Origin of the sequence: Noviherbaspirillum aerium, from assembly GCF_008929045.1 — a bacterium.
Lineage (GTDB): Bacteria > Pseudomonadota > Gammaproteobacteria > Burkholderiales > Burkholderiaceae_D > Noviherbaspirillum > Noviherbaspirillum aerium.
In genome coordinates, this window is record NZ_VFAH01000003.1 from 288,193 (window position 1) to 307,920 (window position 19,728).

20 protein-coding genes are annotated in these 19,728 nt (G+C 58.8%); 9 read left to right on the top strand and 11 right to left on the bottom strand.

Annotated features, from left to right (window positions below; translation table 11 throughout):
- Positions 1–83: 83 nt before the first annotated feature.
- From ntrC to FH061_RS07155, 5 genes are all read right to left on the bottom strand, one after another.
- Positions 84–1,691, bottom strand: coding sequence for a nitrogen regulation protein NR(I) (gene ntrC / locus FH061_RS07135; protein ID WP_151634424.1), 1,608 nt, complete (start codon positions 1,689–1,691; stop codon positions 84–86).
- Positions 1,692–1,751: 60 nt separating this feature from the next.
- On the bottom strand, positions 1,752–2,834 hold the full coding sequence (glnL, locus tag FH061_RS07140; RefSeq protein WP_151634426.1) for a nitrogen regulation protein NR(II): 1,083 nt from the start codon (positions 2,832–2,834) through the stop codon (positions 1,752–1,754).
- Positions 2,835–2,921: 87 nt separating this feature from the next.
- On the bottom strand, positions 2,922–3,422 hold the full coding sequence (locus tag FH061_RS07145; protein WP_151634428.1) for a DUF4124 domain-containing protein: 501 nt from the start codon (positions 3,420–3,422) through the stop codon (positions 2,922–2,924).
- A 205-nt stretch (positions 3,423–3,627) separates the two neighbouring features.
- Positions 3,628–5,043, bottom strand: a complete 1,416-nt coding sequence (glnA, locus tag FH061_RS07150) for a type I glutamate--ammonia ligase (protein WP_151634430.1) — start codon at positions 5,041–5,043, stop codon at positions 3,628–3,630.
- 150 nt (positions 5,044–5,193) lie between these two features.
- Positions 5,194–5,433 carry a hypothetical protein gene (locus tag FH061_RS07155; protein ID WP_151634432.1) on the bottom strand — a complete coding sequence of 80 codons (240 nt, stop codon included), beginning with the start codon at positions 5,431–5,433 and terminating at the stop codon, positions 5,194–5,196.
- Between the two features lie 27 nt (positions 5,434–5,460).
- Here FH061_RS07155 and FH061_RS07160 point away from each other — a divergent pair, with 27 nt between their 5' ends.
- Entirely contained in the window at positions 5,461–5,913 is a 453-nt protein-coding gene (locus tag FH061_RS07160) for a rhodanese-like domain-containing protein (protein WP_151634434.1), read from the top strand.
- A gap of 38 nt (positions 5,914–5,951) precedes the next feature.
- Here FH061_RS07160 and FH061_RS07165 read toward each other — a convergent pair whose 3' ends face one another.
- From FH061_RS07165 to orn, 4 genes are all read right to left on the bottom strand, one after another.
- Positions 5,952–7,292: a TAXI family TRAP transporter solute-binding subunit gene (locus FH061_RS07165; RefSeq protein WP_151634647.1), complete on the bottom strand. Its 1,341-nt coding sequence runs from the start codon at positions 7,290–7,292 to the stop codon at positions 5,952–5,954.
- A gap of 141 nt (positions 7,293–7,433) precedes the next feature.
- Positions 7,434–8,003: a hypothetical protein gene (locus FH061_RS07170; protein WP_151634436.1), complete on the bottom strand. Its 570-nt coding sequence runs from the start codon at positions 8,001–8,003 to the stop codon at positions 7,434–7,436.
- A gap of 546 nt (positions 8,004–8,549) precedes the next feature.
- Entirely contained in the window at positions 8,550–10,217 is a 1,668-nt protein-coding gene (locus tag FH061_RS07175; protein ID WP_151634438.1) for a peptide chain release factor 3, read from the bottom strand.
- 89 nt (positions 10,218–10,306) lie between these two features.
- Positions 10,307–10,891: an oligoribonuclease gene (gene orn / locus FH061_RS07180; protein ID WP_151634440.1), complete on the bottom strand. Its 585-nt coding sequence runs from the start codon at positions 10,889–10,891 to the stop codon at positions 10,307–10,309.
- 43 nt (positions 10,892–10,934) lie between these two features.
- Here orn and FH061_RS07185 point away from each other — a divergent pair, with 43 nt between their 5' ends.
- The 5 genes from FH061_RS07185 (at position 10,935) to ppnP (ending at position 15,868) form a co-directional block, all read left to right on the top strand.
- Entirely contained in the window at positions 10,935–12,194 is a 1,260-nt protein-coding gene (locus FH061_RS07185; RefSeq protein WP_151634442.1) for a M48 family metallopeptidase, read from the top strand.
- A 10-nt stretch (positions 12,195–12,204) separates the two neighbouring features.
- A complete protein-coding gene (gene rsgA, locus FH061_RS07190) occupies positions 12,205–13,095 on the top strand; it encodes a ribosome small subunit-dependent GTPase A (RefSeq protein WP_151634444.1) in 891 nt (296 codons plus the stop codon).
- Between the two features lie 104 nt (positions 13,096–13,199).
- Positions 13,200–14,114, top strand: coding sequence for an ornithine carbamoyltransferase (argF, locus tag FH061_RS07195; protein ID WP_151634446.1), 915 nt, complete (start codon positions 13,200–13,202; stop codon positions 14,112–14,114).
- Positions 14,115–14,186: 72 nt separating this feature from the next.
- Complete coding sequence (argG, locus tag FH061_RS07200) at positions 14,187–15,524, top strand: argininosuccinate synthase (RefSeq protein ID WP_151634448.1); 1,338 nt, start codon at positions 14,187–14,189, stop codon at positions 15,522–15,524.
- A gap of 23 nt (positions 15,525–15,547) precedes the next feature.
- The gene (ppnP, locus tag FH061_RS07205; protein ID WP_151634450.1) at positions 15,548–15,868 is read left to right on the top strand and encodes a pyrimidine/purine nucleoside phosphorylase; all 321 of its coding nucleotides are present in this window, start codon (positions 15,548–15,550) and stop codon (positions 15,866–15,868) included.
- 78 nt (positions 15,869–15,946) lie between these two features.
- Here the strand turns inward: ppnP and murB are convergent, their stop codons facing one another.
- Positions 15,947–16,984 (bottom strand): UDP-N-acetylmuramate dehydrogenase, encoded by a 1,038-nt coding sequence (gene murB / locus FH061_RS07210; RefSeq protein ID WP_151634452.1) that lies wholly within the window; start codon positions 16,982–16,984, stop codon positions 15,947–15,949.
- A 145-nt stretch (positions 16,985–17,129) separates the two neighbouring features.
- Between murB and FH061_RS07215 the strand changes: the two genes are divergently transcribed.
- Both FH061_RS07215 and FH061_RS07220 read left to right on the top strand, forming a co-directional pair.
- Positions 17,130–17,615, top strand: a complete 486-nt coding sequence (locus FH061_RS07215) for a YajQ family cyclic di-GMP-binding protein (protein ID WP_151634454.1) — start codon at positions 17,130–17,132, stop codon at positions 17,613–17,615.
- 100 nt (positions 17,616–17,715) lie between these two features.
- On the top strand, positions 17,716–18,351 hold the full coding sequence (locus tag FH061_RS07220; RefSeq protein WP_151634456.1) for a retropepsin-like aspartic protease family protein: 636 nt from the start codon (positions 17,716–17,718) through the stop codon (positions 18,349–18,351).
- 87 nt (positions 18,352–18,438) lie between these two features.
- Here FH061_RS07220 and aroG read toward each other — a convergent pair whose 3' ends face one another.
- Positions 18,439–19,503 (bottom strand): 3-deoxy-7-phosphoheptulonate synthase AroG, encoded by a 1,065-nt coding sequence (gene aroG / locus FH061_RS07225; protein ID WP_151634458.1) that lies wholly within the window; start codon positions 19,501–19,503, stop codon positions 18,439–18,441.
- On the opposite strand from aroG, the gene FH061_RS07230 reads away from it, so the two are divergent.
- Complete coding sequence (locus FH061_RS07230; protein WP_151634460.1) at positions 19,502–19,684, top strand: hypothetical protein; 183 nt, start codon at positions 19,502–19,504, stop codon at positions 19,682–19,684. The genes aroG and FH061_RS07230 overlap by 2 nt on opposite strands.
- The last annotated feature ends 44 nt before the right edge of the window (positions 19,685–19,728 follow it).

A 19,728-nucleotide genomic window follows, 5' to 3' on the forward strand; every position in this document is an offset into this window, starting at 1 on the left:
ATGGGAAGACGGGGCGGCAGTGAGATGCGCCCCGCCCGGCAGGTCTGAATTGATCCGGATGCCGACGGCCGACGGGGACTTCGTTACTCGTCCTTTGCGCCGTCAATGCCCAGTTCGTGAATCTTCCTGGTGATGGTATTGCGCCCGATGCCAAGGCGGATCGCGGCATCGTTCTTGCGGCCATGCGTATGCTTCAGCGCCGTCTTGATCAGCGCGGATTCAAACTGGCGGCCGAGAGCATCCATGACTTCCGGCTGGCCCGCCGCCAGCATGCTGGCGGCTTCCGATTCGAGCAGGGCAATCCAGCCGGCCTTGTCCGCGCCGTTGCCGGCAACACCGGGTGCATGGCTATTGAGCGGATGGTGCATCGGCGCGGCAGGAACATAGGCGCCCGCACTGAATTGCGGACCGGTCGATGCGGAATCCGGGAGCGCCGCTGCGGGCAGCTGGGGCTGCGCAGGCATAGGCGTGGGGGGCATCGAAGGCGTTGAGGGCACCGAGGCGATGCCTGCCGTCAGCGGTGGCGGGACATATTCCTGTCCATGGGTAAGGTCATGCGGCAGATCCTTGATTTCCACCGTCTGCCCCGGCGCCATCACCGTGATCCAGTTGCACAGGTTTTCCAGCTGACGCACGTTGCCAGGCAGTTCCAGGCTGGAGAGGAATTGCATCGCGCTCTCCGACATGCGCTTGGCTTCGACGCCCAACTGCTTGGCGCTTTGCGCCAGGAAGTGGCGCGTCAAAAGGGGGATATCCTCGCGCCTCTCCCTCAAGCTGGGCAGGCGCAGCCGGATCACATTGAGGCGGTGATACAAGTCTTCCCGGAACAGCCCTTCCTTGACGCGCTGCTCCAGATTCTGGTGCGTGGCAGCGATGACGCGCACATTCGCTTTCAGCGGCTGATGCCCGCCGACGCGATAGAAATGCCCATCCGAGAGCACACGCAGCAGGCGTGTCTGCAGGTCGAAAGGCATGTCGCCGATTTCATCGAGGAACAGCGTGCCGTTTTCCGCCTGCTCGAAGCGCCCCCGCCGCGTTGCCTGCGCGCCGGTGAATGCGCCCCGCTCATGCCCGAACAGTTCGGATTCGAGCAGGTCTTTCGGAATGGCGGCGGTGTTGAGGGCGATATAGGGCTGCGCCGCGCGCGGACTGTGCTTGTGCAGCGCGCGTGCCACCAGTTCCTTGCCCGATCCCGATTCACCGGTGATCAGCACCGTCACATTCGATTGCGAAAGACGGCCGATGGCGCGGAACACATCCTGCATCGCGGGAGCCTGCCCGAGAATCTCGGGCGTTTCGGCCGACACCTGTTCGACGCCGGATTCGCGCAGGCTTTCTTCAAGTGCGCGGCGAATCAGCTCGACTGCCTTGTCGATGTCGAAAGGCTTGGCGAGATACTCGAAAGCACCGCCCTGAAAGGCGGCGACGGCGGAGTCCAGATCGGAGAACGCGGTGATGACGATGACAGGCAGCCCCGGATACTTGGCCTTGACTGCCTGGAGCAGTTCAAGGCCCGATTCCCCCGGCATGCGGATATCGGAAACCAGGACCTGCGGCACGCTGGTCTGCAGGGCGTCGAGCGCCTCCCGCGCATTGGGAAAACTTTTGGTAGCGAGATTTTCGCGGGCGAGGGCCTTCTCCAGCACCCAGCGAATTGATTCATCGTCGTCGACAATCCAGATTGGCTTCATATAGTCTTATGCGTTTCGCATGGCAAGGCATTAATCAAAGCCGGCCCCGATCATTCGGACTCAAGGCAACGGTATCAAAATCCTGAAGTCGGTGCATCCCGGTTTGCTTGTGCATTCGATCACTCCCATGTGCTGCTGAACGAATGTCTGCGCAAGCGTCAGACCCAATCCGCTTCCGCCCTCTCGTCCCGATACCAGCGGATAAAAGATGCGGTCCTGGATATCCGGCGGGATGCCCGGTCCATTGTCGATAATATGCAAGTCTAATGCCAGCCTGTAACGAATCTTCGCGAGCGTCACCTGCCGCGCCACCCGGGTCTGCAATGTGATCTGCGCACCGCCGTCCCTGATCTGCTGCGACAGGGCCTGCGCCGCATTGTGCGTGATGTTCAGCACGGCCTGGATCAGCTGCTCCTTGTCACCGCGGAATTCCGGCACCGACAGATCGTAATCGCGCTTGATGGTCAGGCCCTGCGGGAATTCGGCCACGATCAGGCTGCGCACCCGCTCGCAGACTTCATGGATGTTCACATCGCCGACGATATGCGGCCGCCTGTGCGGCGCCAGCAGGCGATCGACCAGTGTCTGCAGTCGATCGGCTTCCTTGATGATCACCTGCGTGTATTCGCGCAGCTCCTTCAACTGCCGCTCCGGCAGCTCGAATTCCAGCAACTGGGCCGCGCCCCGGATGCCGCCGAGCGGGTTCTTGATTTCATGCGCCAGATTGCGGATGAGCTCCTTGTTCGCCTGGCTCTGGTCGAGCAGCCGCTCTTCGCGGTCGAGCTTGAGCTGCTGAACGTTTTCCCGCAGCTCGATGAGCACCGGCATCTCGGGATTGTCGACAGCGGTGACAATCACATGCACCTGCAGGGCTTCGCGCCCCGCACGCTCCAGGGTCAGATCCAGACGCTTGTCGGCGAAACGATGCTGGACAGCTTCTTCGAAAACCTCGGCGAGATGATCGCCGTTCAGAAAAAGATCGCCAAGCCGTTGCGACATCAGCGCCTTGACCGAACTTTCAAACAGATTTTCGGCAGCGGCATTGGCATAGACAATACGGCTACCGGGATCGAGGATGATGACTGCCGACGACAGCAGTTCAAGTCCTTCGAGTGAATTGCGGGGAGTGGATTTGGGAGTCATTTAAAAATTAAGGGCTGCATCAGCAGCCCTTGTCATGCAAACACCATACCTGAAGAACCCTTTGCTGCGGTGAAGCAGCGGCGATCGCTATTTCAGGTTGCCAATCTCACGCCGAAGCGCTTCGATATTCTTTTCCGTGCGGCCGATATCTTCCTTCATCGCCGCAACCCGCTCCTGATACCTGGCGAAGTTGCGCTCGTCGCCGCGGCGCTCCGGCTCGCCATTGTTGAAGTCCTTCTTCAGACTGGCAAGCTTCTGTTCTTCGCTGCGCATTTCGTCGAGCAGGATCTGGCGGCGGTCATTATCCCGGGTTTTCTGGGTATCGCTGTCGACGCGCGGAAAGTCGGACGGCGAGTTGGACGGCTTGGCTGCTGCCGTCGTCTGCACCACAGGCTTGCGCGCCGCCGAGGGCGGTGCAGGAATCATCGTAATCCCTGGCAGATCGATTTTCTTGCAGCCCTTGGTCAGGCCGGTGTTCTTGTATTCCTTCTTGCCGGTTTCATCAACGCAGAGAAAGACTTCGCTTTGTGCCGCCGTATGTCCGGAAATGCCTGCAAACAGCAGCAGGCCTAAAAATTGTTGTTTCATAATCTTTCTGTATAAGAACAGTAAAGGCAGGAGTAAGTTTAGTATGAGAAACACGCCTTTACAAACGTTCGATTCAGAACCTCTTATAGCACAACAGTTCCTGGAAACAAAAAAGGGAAGGCCTAAGCCTTCCCTTTCATACAACACTTACCGCTGACATTTGCAGCGCCCGCCGAACTCACGGCGTTGCAATCAGCGTGGCTGATTACAGCGAGTAGTACATGTCGAACTCGATCGGATGAGTCGTCATGCGGAAGCGCTGGACTTCCTGCATCTTCAGCTCCATGTAAGCGTCGATCATGGTGTCGCTGAATACGCCGCCGCGTGTCAGGAACTCGCGGTCCTTGTCGAGATACTCGAGCGCCTGTTCGAGCGACGAGCAGACGGTCGGGATCAGCTTGTCTTCTTCCGGCGGCAGATGGTACAGATCCTTCGATGCTGCCTCGCCCGGATGAATCTTGTTCTGAACGCCGTCCAGACCGGCCATCATCAGTGCGGAGAAGCAGAGGTACGGGTTCGACAGCGGATCCGGGAAGCGCGCTTCCACGCGGCGGCCCTTCGGATTTGCGACGTGCGGAATACGGATGGAAGCGGAGCGGTTCTTGGCCGAGTAAGCCAGCTTGACCGGTGCTTCAAAACCAGGAACCAGACGCTTGTAGGAGTTGGTGCCCGGGTTGGTGATCGCGTTCAGCGCACGTGCATGCTTGATGATGCCGCCGATGTAGTACAGCGCGAAATCGGACAGGCCGGCATAGCCGTCGCCTGCGAACAGGTTCTGGCCGTCTTTCCAGATCGACTGGTGAACGTGCATGCCCGAACCGTTGTCGCCAACCAGCGGCTTCGGCATGAAGGTTGCGGTCTTGCCGTAGGTGTGGGCGACATTCCAGATCACGTACTTCATGTTCTGCGTCCAGTCGGCACGCTCGACCAGCGTCGAGAACTTCGTACCCAGTTCATTCTGGCCTGCGCCTGCGACTTCGTGATGGTGAACTTCGACCGGGATGCCCATGGCTTCGAGAATCAGGGACATTTCCGAGCGCATGTCCTGGAAGCTGTCGACCGGGGGAACCGGGAAGTAGCCGCCCTTGACGGTCGGGCGATGGCCGGTATTGCCGCCTTCGAGATCCTTGCCTGTGCTCCATGACGCTTCTTCGGAATTGATCTTGACGAAGCAGCCGGACATGTCAACTTTCCAGCGGACGCTGTCGAAGATGAAGAACTCGGGTTCCGGGCCGAAGTAGGCGGTGTCGCCGAGGCCGGAAGACTTCAGATAGGCCTCAGCGCGCTTGGCGATGGAGCGCGGATCGCGGTCATAGCCCTTGCCGTCTGCGGGTTCGATGACGTCACACTGCATGAACAGCGTGGTCTCTTCCATGAAGGGATCGATGTTGGCTGTGTTCGGATCGGGAATCAGCAGCATGTCAGAAGCTTCGATACCCTTCCAGCCGGCGATGGAGGAACCGTCGAATGCATGGCCTGCTTCGAATTTGTCCATACCGAACTGGGAAACGGGAACAGTAACGTGCTGCTCCTTGCCTCGGGTGTCTGCAAAACGAAAATCAACGAACTTGACTTCGTTGTCTTTCGCCATCTTCAAGACCTCTGCGGCCGTACGTGCCATGCGAATCTCCTAAAATGAGCTAATTGATGCGGTGGTTATGCAATTGGGTTGAGCCGATTGAGCCGACTGTGTTCACCGTAACGCGAAGGCCGCGGCACACATCGAAGTGGGACCAGAACTCAGCCCGCAATGATAGCAGATTCCATGCCATCAACTTGAGAAATCACAAACCCGCCGCACCCGCATGAAGCAGGCTAAATAGCGAAAATAGTGCGCATTTGTAAGCTTTTTCCCAACAAAAACGCAGCAACGCAACTCACCAAAAAAGTGCAGCTCAAGGTTATCGCACCACATTGGTGATCTACGATTTTCACGCTCGATTTTTTGCACATTATTGGTGCGTCGTTTGATCGGTCCGACGGCGGCTTGATTGGCTAAAATAGCAAACATTCCTTTCTACTATTTAGGCCGAACATCATGGATATCCTCACGCAAGCCCGCGAACGCGGGCAGGAAAATACTTTGCCATATGCCGGTGCGGTCACGCCGGCGGAAGCATACGAGCTGCTGCGCTCCGATCCAACAGTGAAGCTCATTGACGTACGCACGAATGCGGAACGCGACTGGGTGGGACGGGTAGCGATTCCGGAAACCCAGCATGCGGCCGTCCAATGGAATACCTATCCCGGCAGTGTGCAGAACCCCGCGTTTCTGGAAGAGCTGTCCCGGGTCGCCGACAAGGAGGAAGTACTGCTCTTTCTATGCCGCTCGGGAGTGCGTTCGCGCCATGCCGCGAAGCTGGCCACTGAAAACGGCTATGCCCACTGCTTCGACATTCTTGAAGGATTCGAAGGCGACAAGGATGCGGATGGACACCGCAAGACCGTCGGCGGCTGGTGCAAGGCGGGCCTGCCCTGGACGGGCGCCTGAGTAGCGCCGGCCCGGCCCGCGTGCCGATTGGACGGCGCTCAGGAAACGGCCGCCTTTTCCATCAGGGCGACAATGCGCCGCCGGACAAAGTTGATATGGCTGCGCAGGCCATAGAGTTCGTCGGCAAAGGACAGCGGAATTGAAATCCGGTTGACGCGCTCCTCGATGTCGTTGAGGCGCTGCAGTTGCGCCGGATAGACCTGTGCATGCTTTTCCCGCGGCACGTCCTCGATTTCCTGTTCCACCGCGCGCAACTGTCCGTACCAGCGATAGACGCGCGACCGCACTTTCCACACATACAGGGGCGGGATGATGCGAGACAGCGGAAGAATCAGCGCTCCCAGGGCCACCACCACCACCCACATCCGCTCCAGGAAGTTCGCCAGCCAGAATGGAAGATAGCGCTGCAGCAGCGGCGAGCCGGTCTTATAGTATTTCTCGGCCGCCGGGGATACCGGAATCTCCGTATAACTAGCTGTGGGAAATTCTCCTTTCCGGTTGAACCAGCCGGCATTGCCGTGAATGCTCGTCGCCGCCTGCACGAACAGATTGACCAGGGCGGGATGCAGGTCTTCACGCGCAACCAGGGTTGCCGTCGGAGCAATCAGGTGATAGTCCTTGGGCGGGAGGTCGCGCCCGAGGTCCACGATGCCTCTTGGCAGAACGACATGCGAGAGAAACGGGAAGCGGCGCGTGTAAGCCTCCGCCTGCGAGAAATCGAACAGTTTGATGCCGGGCGTCTGCAACAGCATCTGGATGAGCGGAGCATCCGGGGCCGAGCTGAATACCAGGCCATCGATGCGGCCGGCCAGCAGCTCCACGGTGGCCGGAGTGTTCTCGAGCATGCCCAGACGAACGTCGCCGGCCTCCATGCCGTTCACCGACAGGATCTTCCTGAAGAGATCGGGTACGCCGGTGCCCTCCGGACCGACATTGATTTTCAGGCCCTTTAGCTGGGTGAGCTGATGAACATTCTTGGCACTGCGGATGAACAGCCATACCGGCTCGGTGAACAGGCTGCCGAGTGAAACCAGACCGCTGCGTTCGGCGGCCTCATGCTCCGTGGATCCGCTCTGAACGAAAGCAATGTCCACATCCGATGAGGGATCATTCAGCCGCTGCAGATTTTCCAGCGATCCGAGCGAGGACTTCTGCACAACGCGAATGTCATATCGCGCGAGCGCGCCCGCGTACTTCTTCCCCAGGGTTTCATAAGCGCTATTGTCCTGTCCCGTCGACAAGGTAACCATGGTCGGCGGTGACGGATCAACCAGCCAGTAGGCAAGCAGGCAGGTTGCGAGGACGGCAATTGCCGCAGGGCCGGCTGCAATCAGAAAATCGCGCAATGAGAAACGCGTGAACTTGAGCATCTTGGGCATGCGTGATCGGAAGGATTTCATGGAGCGACACCATGCCAAGAAACCCCTTCCGGCGCAAGCACCGGAACGTGCAGTTACCTCTCAGGCACCCTTTCCCTTTCGCTGTTGCGAGACCGGCATTGTCCGAACGCCGGGCGAAGATTAGTGATAGTTCGCGGATGAGCGATTGCCATGCGACGAGTGCGGGCTGCTTCGCCCCTGTCGCCCCTTCGCCGCGCCGGACGTCTCGGACAGGCATTGTGCCGCGATGGAAAACCAGTCCTCCACGGTGAGCATGCGGCGTGCCATCGGCAGCAGTTCGCGTTCTTCACGGTCAAGGCGAAGGAAGGCATGCCGGCAGTACAACTCCAGCGAGTTGCAAACCTCGCCTGCCCTCGCCATTCCGTGGTCGAAGGAAGTGGACAGGTGTTCGCCTGCCGCTCGCAGGATGCCTGAGGCTTTTGCGCCCAGCATTTCGAGTTCGACGACCAGCAATTCAGCCTCGCGGCCGAAGCGGCGCAAGGTCGGCATCAGATAACGCTCGATCTTGCGGCTACGGCAGAATTGGTCAAAATGCATCAGCCTGTTGAAGGCAGCATCAAGAATGGCAAAGTCAAGCCGCTGCAATCCCTTCCAGGCTGATTCCATCTGCTGCTGCATCCGTCCAAGCATATGGCGTGCTTTGTCCTGTTCGGCAGCGATAGCGATGATGGAATAGGTTGCGGTCAGCATGAGCACCTCTATAAGGTCAAGCGGAAAAGATCTGCACTTCTAGCAATAAGAGTGCCGACTGGATTCTCGATTCAAGAAACTTGATATAAAGAGCGCGCCATCAAACATCAGGCTCATTGGATGCGGCAGTAAAATTACGGGCGACGACTGGCGGTGCACAATGGTTTTCGTTCCGCGCGCGGGTCACGCAGCCGCGCCGCAAGCATGTGGCTAACTGATGCACTGACGATGTTCCACCGGATAAATGCAGGAAGTTTTCACGAAAACAAGACACAGCGAAGTCGCCTTGGAAAGCGTGCGGTGAGTATAGGGGCCTACTCTTGCCCTTGTTTGATATGGGACAAATTGTGCGGCAAGTTGAGGCGATCTATCAGCATATTCCATTCATCAACTGCTATCTGAAGTGAAAGTATTCAACGGCGACGCAGGAGCAGTTGTGCCTGCAGATTCAGAATGGTTTTCCGCTTTGCGGTTCTCAAAAATGAAAAAGCCGGCGATACGCCTGGTATCGCCGGCCCTGATCTCGCGAACCGGTTCCGGGCAGGATCAGCCCACTTTCACCGCATGCTCGCGGGTTGCATGAAAAGTCAGTTGCGGCCAGCGCTCCTGCGTCAGCTTGAGGTTGACGCCTGATGTCGCAAGATAGGCCATATTGTTGGCGGCATCGTAGGCGATATTGGCGCCCGCCGAAGATTTCTCGAAATCGGCAAGGGCCTTCTTGTCATCGCTCGAGATCCAGCGCGCGCTGCTGATGCTGGTACCTTCAAATACCGCATCGACGCCGTATTCGTTCAGCAGGCGGCTGGCAACGACTTCGAACTGCAGCACGCCGACCGCTCCCAGAATCAGGTCGCCGCCATGCACCGGCTTGAACACCTGCACCGCACCTTCCTCGCCCAGTTGCTGCAAGCCTTTGTGCAGCTGCTTGATCTTGAGCGGATTGCGGATGCGCACCATGCGGAAGAAATCCGGCGCGAAATACGGAATGCCGGTGAATTGCAGCAGTTCGCCTTCGGAAAAGCTGTCGCCGATCTGCATGTTCCCGTGGTTGGGCAAGCCGATAATGTCGCCGGCATAGGCTTCTTCCACCTGCTCCCGGCTCGACGCCATGAAAGTCACCACGCTGGATACCTTGATCTCGCGGTTCAGGCGCAGATGTTTTACCTTCATGCCGCGCTCGAAACGCCCCGAACACACTCGCAGGAAGGCGATGCGGTCGCGGTGCGCCGGATCCATGTTGGCCTGGATCTTGAACACGAAGCCCGAGAACGGCGCTTCCACCGGCTTGACGGAGCGCACCGAGGCATCGCGTTCGCGAGGCGCCGGCGCCCAGTCGAGCAATGCATTGAGGATTTCCCGCACGCCGAAATTGTTGATCGCCGAACCGAAGAACACCGGCGTCTGCGTACCGGCCAGGAAGGCTTCCAGGTCGAACGGATGGGAGGCCCCATGCACCAGCTCGACTTCCATTTTCAGCTGCTCGATTTCAAGCGGGAACATCTCCGACAGGCGCGGATTGTCGATGCCCTTGATCACTTCGAATTCCTGGTCGGCGCGTTCCTCGCCGGCCTTGAACAGCAGAATTTCGTCGCGCAGAAGATGATAGACGCCGCGGAAATTCTTGCCCATGCCGATCGGCCAGGTAACCGGCGCGCATTGGATCTTCAATACCGATTCGACTTCGTCCAGCAGTTCCAGCGGGTCGCGCGTCTCGCGGTCCATCTTGTTCATGAAGGTCAGGATCGGCGTGGCGCGCATGCGGCAGACGTTGAGCAGCTTGATGGTCTGCTCCTCCACGCCCTTTGCCGCGTCGATCACCATCAATGCCGAGTCTACCGCCGTGAGCACGCGATAGGTATCTTCGGAAAAGTCCTGGTGGCCGGGAGTGTCGAGCAGGTTGACCACATGGTCGCGATATTCGAACTGCATCACCGAGCTGGCTACCGAAATGCCGCGCTGCTTCTCGATCTCCATCCAGTCGGAGGTCGCATGCCGACCGCTCTTGCGCGCCTTGACCGTGCCGGCAAGCTGAATCGCGCCGGAAAACAGCAGCAGTTTTTCGGTCAGTGTGGTCTTGCCCGCATCCGGGTGGGAAATAATGCCGAAGGTGCGCCGGCGCGCGACTTCGCGCGCGATCAGCTCGGTGGGAACCTTCCTGGTGTCGGCAGTGCTGTCGACCGCATCGGTCGAGGGAATCTCTGGTACTGAGGCCATGTTTCGGCTTTTAAAAAACGGGTTTTGAAGCTTGCCTGCCACGGTGGCAGCAGGTTTGCGGATACTTGGTCTGGCGGGCCGACGGCTCGTCAGGCCTTGATGAAATGCTCGCGGTAATAACGCAGTTCCTCGATCGATTCGATGATATCGGCCAGCGCGGTATGCTTCTGGTGTTTCTTGAATCCGGAGGAAATCTCCGGTTTCCAGCGGCGGCAGAGTTCCTTCAGTGTCGACACGTCCAGATTGCGGTAATGGAAGAAAGCTTCCAGCTTGGGCATGCCGCGCACCATGAAACGGCGATCCTGGCAGATGGAATTGCCGCACATCGGCGATTTTCCTGCCGGAACATATTTCTTGAGGAAATCGATCAGCGCCGTTTCCGCCTCCGCTTCGCTCACCGTCGAAGCCTTGACGCGGTCGATCAGGCCGGAACGTCCATGGGTGCCCTTGTTCCAGGCATCCATCTTGTCGAGTACCTCATCGGGTTGATGAATTGCAAACACCGGCCCCTCGGCAAGAACATTCAGCTGCGCATCGGTTACCACGCAGGCCACTTCGATGATGCGGTCGCTGTCCGGGTCCAGCCCGGTCATTTCCATATCGACCCAGACCAGATTGAACTCATTGGGACGGACGGGCGCCGGCGCGGCATTTGTTTCAATAGCTTGTGACATAATCTAAATCCTCAGTAATTCGCCATTTTCTCACAGGCACAGCATGTCTTCACTCGTGTTTTCGGTATTGTTCGTCGGCTTTCTGGTTGTGACGCTGATCGTCCGCTTCTGGCTCGGTTCCCGTCATATTCGCCATGTGCTTGCCCATCGCGGCGCCGTGCCGGCGGAATTCGCCGAGAAAATTCCATTGTATGCACACCAGAAAGCCGCGGACTATACCGTGGCACGGACCAAGCTGAGTCTTGTCACGCTGCTGGTGAATGCTGCCGTCCTGGTAGGCTTCACCCTGCTCGGCGGCCTGCAATGGCTGTCGGTGGCGCTGTTCAACCTCACCGGCCCCGGCATGCTGCATCAGCTTGCCCTGCTGGCTGCATTTGCCGCCATTTCAGGCTTGGTGGACTTGCCGTTCGACTACTACCGGCAGTTCGTGCTGGAAGCCAGGTTCGGTTTCAACAAAATGACGCTCGGCCTGTTCATTTCCGACATGGTCAAGAACACGCTGGTCGGCATCATCGTCGGACTGCCGCTGATCTGGGTGATCCTGAGCCTGATGGACAAGGCGGGCAGCCTGTGGTGGTTCTATGCATGGCTGGTGTGGAGCGGTTTCCAATTGCTGATGCTGGTCTTGTATCCGACCGTCATTGCGCCGCTGTTCAACAAGTTCACCCCGCTGCAGGACGAAAGCCTGCGCTCCCGCATCGAGAACCTCATGCAGCGCGTCGGCTTCGCCTCCAAGGGTCTGTTCGTGATGGACGGCTCCAAGCGCAGCGCGCATGGCAATGCCTATTTCTCCGGTTTCGGCGCCGCCAAGCGGATCGTCTTCTTCGACACGCTGCTGGCGCGCCTGGGACCGCAGGAAATCGAAGCCGTGCTCGCGCATGAACTCGGCCATTTCAAGCTCAAGCACATCATCAAGCGCATCGCCGTGATGTTCGGCGTATCGCTCGGCCTGCTGGCGCTGCTGGGTTACCTGAAAACCCAGGCCTGGTTCTACACCGGCCTGGGAGTCGATCCGATGCTGCTGACCAGCAACGACGCCATGGCGCTGGTCCTGTTCATGCTGGCATTGCCGGTCTTCACCTTCCTGCTGTCGCCGCTGACCTCGATCACCTCCCGCAAGCATGAATTCGAAGCCGACGCCTTCGCCGCGAAACATACCAATGCGCAGGACCTGGTTTCGGCGCTGGTCAAGCTGTATGAAGACAATGCCTCGACCCTGACGCCCGACCCCCTGCATTCCGCCTTCTACGATTCGCATCCGCCTGCCAGCATCCGGATTCACCATCTTCTCGGCAGCCGGTAGAGCGACAGACATGACAGGACAGCAAGGAACCGTCATCGCGGCGCACGGCAGGCATTACCTGGTGCAGGCCGGCGAAGAGAAATTGCAATGCGTCACTCGCGGCAAGAAAAGCGATGTCGCGACCGGCGACATTGTCCACTGGAAGCGGACTTCGCCCGATCAGGGCGTCATTGAATCGATCGCCGAACGCAAGACCCTGCTCTATCGCTCGGACCAGTACAAATCGAAGCTGCTTGCCGCCAACGTCACCCAGCTGTTCATCGTGGTGGCAACACAGCCCGGATTCTCCGACGACCTGGTTTCACGCTCCCTGGTCGCGGCCGAAGCCGGAGGAATCGCCGCCCATATCATTCTCAACAAGGTGGATATCGAAGAACTGCTGCCGTCGACGCGGGAGCGGCTCGCTCTTTACCGCGGGCTCGGCTATCCGATCCATGAAGTCTCCGCCAAGAGCATGCCGGAACAGACCAAGGCGCTGCTGCAGCCGCTGATGCAGGGCCAGTCGAGCATCCTGATCGGACAGTCGGGCATGGGCAAGTCGTCGCTGATCAATCTGCTGGTGCCGGACGCCGAACTGGCCACCCGCGAAATCTCGGCGGCCCTCGATTCCGGCAAGCACACGACCACCTTCACCCGCCTGTTCCTGACCGGGCAGGATACGGCCATCATCGATTCGCCGGGTTTCCAGGAGTTCGGCCTCTATCACCTTACCGAAGGCATGCTGGAACGTGCCTTCCGGGAATTCGGTCCGCACCTGGGAAATTGCAAGTTCTACAACTGCCATCATCTGACGGAGCCGGGCTGCGCCGTGCTCGGCGCGGTCGAGGCCGGCGAGATCGCACCGATCCGGCATGCGCTCTACCAGCAACTGGTGCATGAATCCTCGCAAAAGCTCTACTAGGGCCTGCAAGCGGTTATCTTTTCGATACAAAATCTCTTATAATTGAACGGGTTACAACAATCCGGCGGCAAGAGCCAACCCAGCACTTGCCGCCGTTTTCATTTATGTCCATCAAACACTTCCTGCAGTTTTCTGACTTTACGCTTGATGAATTCGAGTATGTGATCGAACGTGCGCGCATCATCAAGCAGAAGTTCAAGAACTATGAGCCGTACCATCCGCTGGTCGATCGCACGCTGGTCATGGTGTTCGAAAAGAACTCGACGCGCACCCGCCTCTCCTTCGAGGCCGGCATGCACCAGCTCGGCGGCGCGGCGATCTACCTGAACACGCGCGACAGCCAGCTCGGTCGCGGCGAACCGGTGGAAGATGCGGCGCAGGTCATGTCCCGCATGTGCGACATCATCATGGTCCGCACTTTCGGCCAGGACATCATCGAGCGCTTTGCCAGCCATTCGCGCGTGCCTGTCATCAACGGGCTGACCAATGAACACCATCCCTGCCAGGTACTGGCCGACGTCTTCACCTACATCGAGCATCGCGGCTCCATCAAGGGCAAGACCGTGGCCTGGATCGGCGACGCCAACAACATGCTTTACTCCTGGCTGCAGGCGGCCCAGGTATTTGGCTTCCACGTGAGCGTATCCACGCCCAAGGGCTATGAAATCAACCCGGACCTGGTTGCGCCCGGCAACGGCAACTACACCGTCTTCGCCGATCCTTCCGATGCCTGCGGCGGCGCGGATCTCGTCACGACCGACGTGTGGACCAGCATGGGCTACGAAGAAGAGAACGCGGCACGGCTGAAGGCCTTTGACGGCTGGATCGTCGACGGCGAGAAAATGAAGCGCGCCAACGCCGACGCCCTCTTCATGCATTGCCTGCCGGCGCACCGGGGCGAGGAAGTCGCCGCCGAAGTGATCGACGGCCCGCAGTCAGTCGTGTGGGACGAAGCCGAGAACCGCCTGCATGTGCAGAAGGCATTGCTCGAATATCTGGTCGTGGGCAGGCTCGCCTGATTGTCGTCCCGGACAGCCCAGTGTTCCATTATCTTATCCATCATCCCAGTTTCATCTAGCGAAGCAGAAATCATGTCGACCATACTTCAGTCCGTACCCGCCAATCAGAAAGTGGGCATCGCCTTTTCCGGCGGCCTCGATACCAGCGCAGCCTTGCACTGGATGCGCCAGAAAGGCGCGATTCCCTACGCCTACACCGCCAACCTGGGCCAGCCGGACGAGCCTGACTATGACGCCATTCCGAAAAAGGCAAAGCTGTACGGCGCCGAGCAGGCACGCCTGATCGATTGCCGCGAACAGCTGGTGGCCGAAGGCATCGCCGCGCTGCAAAGCGGCGCCTTCCATATTTCGACCGCAGGCATCACCTACTTCAATACGACACCGCTCGGCCGCGCGGTGACCGGCACCATGCTGGTCGCGGCGATGCAGGAAGACCAGGTCGACATCTGGGGCGACGGCAGCACCTTCAAGGGCAATGACATCGAGCGCTTCTATCGCTACGGCCTGCTGGTCAATCCGGCATTGCGCATCTACAAGCCCTGGCTCGATGACCGCTTCATCCAGGAGCTCGGCGGCCGCAAGGAAATGTCGGAATTCCTGATCAAGTCCGGCTTCGACTACAAGATGTCGGTGGAAAAGGCTTATTCGACCGACTCCAACATGCTGGGCGCGACACACGAGGCGAAGGACCTGGAACACCTCAACAGCGGCATGAAAATCGTCGAGCCGATCATGGGCGTCGCCTTTTGGCGCGACGACGTCGAAGTCAAGCGCGAGGAAGTCAGCGTCCGCTTCGAGGAAGGACGCCCGGTTGCCCTGAACGGCATCACCTTCTCGAACCCGGTCGACCTGATGATGGAAGCGAACCGCATCGGCGGCCGCCACGGCCTGGGCATGAGCGACCAGATCGAGAACCGCATCATCGAAGCCAAGAGCCGCGGCATCTATGAAGCTCCCGGCCTGGCACTTCTGTTCATTGCCTACGAGCGCCTCGTGACCGGCATCCACAACGAAGACACGATTGAGCAATACCGCGACAACGGCCGCAAGCTCGGCCGCCTGCTGTATCAGGGCCGCTGGTTCGATCCCCAGGCAATCATGCTGCGCGAAGCCTCGCAGCGCTGGGTAGCACGTGCGATTACCGGCGAAGTCACGCTGGAACTGCGCCGCGGCAACGACTACTCGATCCTCAACACGGAGTCGGCCAACCTGACCTACAAGCCGGAGCGCCTGACGATGGAAAAAGGCGAAGGCGCCTTCACGCCGCAGGACCGTATCGGCCAGCTGACCATGCGCAACCTCGACATCACCGATACGCGCGACAAGCTGGGCATCTACAGCAATGCCGGCCTGCTGGGCTCGAACTCTTCCGTCGGCCTGCCGCGCCTCGGCAAGGACAGCGGCGAATAACGATCATCCTTACAGATACCACCATGACCACACAATTCGACAACGTCTCCGTCGTCAAGAAAGCCAATCTCTATTTCGACGGCAAATGCGTTTCCCATACCGTGCTGTTCGCGGACGGCACCCGGAAAACCATCGGCGTGATCTTTCCCTCGTCGCTGACCTTCAACACCGGCGCCCCCGAAATCATGGAACTGAATGCCGGCAAGTGCCGCATCCGGCTGAAGGGAGAAGAAGCATGGAACACCTATGAAGGCGGCCAGAGCTTCAACGTGCCCGGCAACTCCAGCTTCGACATCGAGACCCTGGAAACACTCGACTACGTCTGCCACTTCGTCGCAGCCTGAATTGAGCACCTTGAAGTAGAAAAGTAAAAAGGCGATCGATTGATCGCCTTTTTTGTTGCCTGTGTTCTCCCGGAAGTGCTACACGAAAACCGGTTCAGGTTCGAGCGCCACGCCGAATTTCTCCTGCACGTCGGCTTGTATCGCCGCCGCCAGCGCCGCGATGTCACTGCCTTTGGCGCCGCCCCGGTTGACCAGCACCAGCGCCTGTTTCTCATAGACGCCGGCTGCACCAAGGTTCCTGCCCTTCCAACCGGCCCGGTCGATGAGCCAGCCGGCCGCAAGCTTGTAGCTGCCGTCCGCCTGCGCATAGCTGACCAGGTCAGGACAACGTGCCAGCAGCACATCGCGTGCCGCTTGCGACACGACGGGATTCTTGAAGAAGCTGCCGGCGTTGCCGATCACCGCAGGATCCGGCAGCTTGCGCGTGCGGATGGCAATGATGGCGTCGCTGATCTGCCGCGCGGAAGGAGAATCAATGCCGGCGGCAGCCAGTTCCTGCGTGACGTCGGCATATTTCATATTCGCCTGCCAATGCCTGGGCAATGCAAATGTCACATCGAGAATGACGGCTCGATCCCGCAACGCATGCTTGAAGATGCTGTCGCGGTAACCGAATCGGCAGGCATTCCGGTCGAGGCTGAAAGTCTTGCGATCGACCATGTCGTAGGCCGTCAGTGAAAAGAAACGGTCCTTGAGCTCAACGCCGTAGGCGCCGATATTCTGAATCGGCGCTGCGCCCACGCTCCCCGGAATCAGTGACAGGTTTTCAAGCCCGGGGAAACCATGTTCCAGCGTCCACAAGACAAAACGATGCCAGTTCTCTCCTGCAGCCGCCCTGATGTAAAAAACCTCATCGTCTTCGCCGACGAGTTCGATGCCGCTGGTCGCCATGTGCAACACCAGGCCCTGGAAATCGCCGGTCAGCAGCAGGTTGCTGCCACCGCCAAGGACGAGACGCGGCAAGTTTGCCAATGAGGCATCACGCGAAATCTTCTCAAGCATCGATGCCGAAGTGAGTTTCAAATACGCCGCTGCACTGGCGTCAATGCCGAAGGTATTGAGACCGCGAAGCGGAAAATTGCGCTGGATCGAAGTGTCTGAAGTGTCTGCATTCATAGGGCTGGCATTATAGAGGGTGCATAATCTAGCCACCCGATTTTTTGTCGGCTAGAATGGCCCGGTGTTTTCAGCATGACAAGCCTGAAAAGAACAAGAATATTCAGGCATGTTTCCCCAATCAATATCGCAAGAGAGAATTGCCATGCCATCTTTTGACGTCGTATCCGAAGCCAATATTGTTGAAGTGAAAAATGCAGTCGACCAGTCGAACAAGGAAATCACGACCCGGTTCGACTTCAAGGGCAGCGACGCCCGTGTCGAACAGAAGGAACGGGAACTGACCGCTTATGCCGACAGCGAATTCCAGCTAGGTCAGGTGCGCGACGTCCTGACCGGAAAGATGGTCAAGCGCAATGTCGACGTGCGTTTCCTCGACCTCGGCAAGATCGAAAAGATCGGCGGCGACAAGGTCAAGCAAGTCATCAAGATCCGCAACGGCATCGAGTCCGACATGGCCAAGAAGATCGTCCGCATCGTCAAGGACAGCAAGATGAAGGTCCAGGCCAGCATCCAGGGTGACGCGGTGCGCATCACCGGCGCCAAGCGCGATGACCTGCAGTCTGCCATCGCCATGCTGCGCAAGGAAGTGACGGACCTGCCGCTGGAATTCAACAACTTCCGCGACTGATCACGGATCGCCATCACCGTGCGACTGCCCTCGGGCAGCCGCATTCAGCGACAGGCCAAGCCGATTCCATTTTCCCTGCCAAGTTCCGATATCCGACATCATGCGCGCCTTCCTCATCACCGCAAGCCTGCTTTCCTGCGTAATCTCGGCGCAGGCCGCGGATGTCAGCGTTGTCGGACTGTTTCCCGGGAAAGCGGTGCTGGTGATTGACGGCGGCTCCCCCAAGACCTATGCGGTCGGCGCCACCATCGTGGACGGCATGAAGCTGATAGCCGCGAGCGACTCCAGCGCGACCATCGAAAGCAACGGCAGGCGCCAGACCATTGCCATTGGCGACCATGTCAGCCGTACACCGGCCTCTGCCGGCCGGTCCAGCACCACCTTGCAGGCGGACAGCCGCGGACATTACATGGTGCAGGGACAGATCAATGGCGGCAGCGTACGCATGCTGCTCGATACGGGAGCCACCCTGATCGCGCTGCCGGCGTCGGAAGCGGTACGTCTCGGGATCGATTACCGCAAGGGCCAGGTCGGATACCTGAGCACCGCGAACGGGACGGTGCCTGCATATCATGTCAAGCTCAATACCGTGAAGGTCGGCGACATTGAACTCAACCAGGTGGATGCGGTTGTGCAGGAACAAGGGTTGCCGCTCATCCTGCTCGGCATGTCCTTTCTCAACCGTACCGAGATGCGGCGCGATGGCCAGCAGATGGTGCTGACCAAGCGCTTCTGACTCCCGGCTTTTGAAGGCAGGCCGGGCAACTTTCCCAAGTTCGAATCCCCGGCGAACATCATCGCCGGTCGAGCGAAGTCTTCCAGATTACTCGCGATCTTCCTTGAGGCGGCGCTGCTTCACTGCTTCCGCCAGGCCTTCGAGCACCTTCACGCTGGCATCCCAGTCGATGCAGCCGTCAGTCACTGATTGTCCGTAGGTCAGCTCCTTGCCGGGGACGAGATCCTGGCGGCCGGCGACAAGGTGCGACTCCACCATGACGCCGACGATGCGCGTGTCGCCTTCGGCAATCTGGCGAGCGATGTCGGCGCATACCGGCACCTGGTTCTCCGGCTTCTTGGAACTGTTGGCATGCGAAGCATCGATCATCAGGCGCGAAGCCAGACCGCTGGCCGCGATTTCCTTCGAGGCTGCTTCAACGCTCACGGCATCATAATTGGGCGCTTTGCCGCCGCGCAGAATGATATGGCAGTCCTCGTTGCCGCTGGTCGAGACAATGGCAGAGTGGCCGCCCTTGGTGACGGACAGGAAGTGGTGGGGCTGGGACGCGGCCTTGATGGCATCGACGGCGATCTTGATGTTGCCATCGGTGCCGTTCTTGAAGCCTACGGGACATGACAGGCCGGAAGCCAGTTCGCGATGCACCTGGGATTCCGTCGTGCGCGCACCGATCGCGCCCCAGCTGATCAGGTCGGCGACATATTGCGGACTGATCACGTCCAGGAACTCCGTACCTGCGGGAAGACCGAGCTCATTGATGTTCATGAGCAGTTCGCGCGCCATGCGCAAGCCGTCGTTGATGCGGAAGCTGTTATCCATGTAGGGGTCATTGATCAGACCCTTCCAGCCTACCGTCGTACGCGGCTTCTCGAAATAGACGCGCATGATGATTTCAAGTTCGCCCGCGAAACGCTCGCGTTCCCTGATCAGGCGGTTCGCATATTCCATCGCTGCCTTGGGATCATGAATCGAGCATGGTCCGATGACGACCATCACGCGGTCATCCTGACCATGGAGAATGCGATGCAGCGCAGTGCGTGCCCCTGCCGTGGTATTGGCGACCTTGTCGGAGCAGGAGAATTCGCGAATGAGATGTGAAGGAGGAATCAGTTCTTTCATTTCTCGGATGCGAAGGTCATCGGTGCGCGGCATGTTCATTCTCCAGGTAAAAGTTTTCAAGACTGTACAAATGAAAAAACCGCCATCTCTGGCGGTTTTTCTAGGATTCGGTTTGGCTCTTTTAATCGTGCGCTTACCGCTTCTCCACCGCCTTTGGGCTGGAATAGCTAAAGTAAAAATAAAAGTGGAAGCGCGCGAATGTCATGTTTCGTAGCTGTTCTAGAGCTGGTTTCAAGCAATGGTGCAGCAATTCATGGG

Bases quoted from the DNA above. Each gene is read 5' to 3' on its own strand.
- orn (WP_151634440.1), bottom strand. From the start codon at position 10,891: ATGTCACAAGCTATTGAAACAAATGCCGCGCCGGCGCCCGTCCGTCCC.
- FH061_RS07175 (WP_151634438.1), bottom strand. From the start codon at position 10,217: ATGGCCTCAGTACCAGAGATTCCCTCGACCGATGCGGTCGACAGCACT.
- murB (WP_151634452.1), bottom strand. From the start codon at position 16,984: ATGAATGCAGACACTTCAGACACTTCGATCCAGCGCAATTTTCCGCTT.
- glnA (WP_151634430.1), bottom strand. From the start codon at position 5,043: ATGGCACGTACGGCCGCAGAGGTCTTGAAGATGGCGAAAGACAACGAA.
- ppnP (WP_151634450.1), top strand. From the start codon at position 15,548: ATGACCACACAATTCGACAACGTCTCCGTCGTCAAGAAAGCCAATCTC.
- FH061_RS07185 (WP_151634442.1), top strand. From the start codon at position 10,935: ATGTCTTCACTCGTGTTTTCGGTATTGTTCGTCGGCTTTCTGGTTGTG.
- FH061_RS07230 (WP_151634460.1), top strand. From the start codon at position 19,502: ATGTTCATTCTCCAGGTAAAAGTTTTCAAGACTGTACAAATGAAAAAA.
- FH061_RS07170 (WP_151634436.1), bottom strand. From the start codon at position 8,003: ATGCTGACCGCAACCTATTCCATCATCGCTATCGCTGCCGAACAGGAC.
- FH061_RS07220 (WP_151634456.1), top strand. From the start codon at position 17,716: ATGCGCGCCTTCCTCATCACCGCAAGCCTGCTTTCCTGCGTAATCTCG.
- FH061_RS07215 (WP_151634454.1), top strand. From the start codon at position 17,130: ATGCCATCTTTTGACGTCGTATCCGAAGCCAATATTGTTGAAGTGAAA.
- ntrC (WP_151634424.1), bottom strand. From the start codon at position 1,691: ATGAAGCCAATCTGGATTGTCGACGACGATGAATCAATTCGCTGGGTG.
- argG (WP_151634448.1), top strand. From the start codon at position 14,187: ATGTCGACCATACTTCAGTCCGTACCCGCCAATCAGAAAGTGGGCATC.
- FH061_RS07165 (WP_151634647.1), bottom strand. From the start codon at position 7,292: ATGCCCAAGATGCTCAAGTTCACGCGTTTCTCATTGCGCGATTTTCTG.
- FH061_RS07160 (WP_151634434.1), top strand. From the start codon at position 5,461: ATGGATATCCTCACGCAAGCCCGCGAACGCGGGCAGGAAAATACTTTG.
- FH061_RS07145 (WP_151634428.1), bottom strand. From the start codon at position 3,422: ATGAAACAACAATTTTTAGGCCTGCTGCTGTTTGCAGGCATTTCCGGA.
- aroG (WP_151634458.1), bottom strand. From the start codon at position 19,503: ATGCCGCGCACCGATGACCTTCGCATCCGAGAAATGAAAGAACTGATT.
- FH061_RS07155 (WP_151634432.1), bottom strand. From the start codon at position 5,433: ATGTTTGCTATTTTAGCCAATCAAGCCGCCGTCGGACCGATCAAACGA.
- argF (WP_151634446.1), top strand. From the start codon at position 13,200: ATGTCCATCAAACACTTCCTGCAGTTTTCTGACTTTACGCTTGATGAA.
- rsgA (WP_151634444.1), top strand. From the start codon at position 12,205: ATGACAGGACAGCAAGGAACCGTCATCGCGGCGCACGGCAGGCATTAC.
- glnL (WP_151634426.1), bottom strand. From the start codon at position 2,834: ATGACTCCCAAATCCACTCCCCGCAATTCACTCGAAGGACTTGAACTG.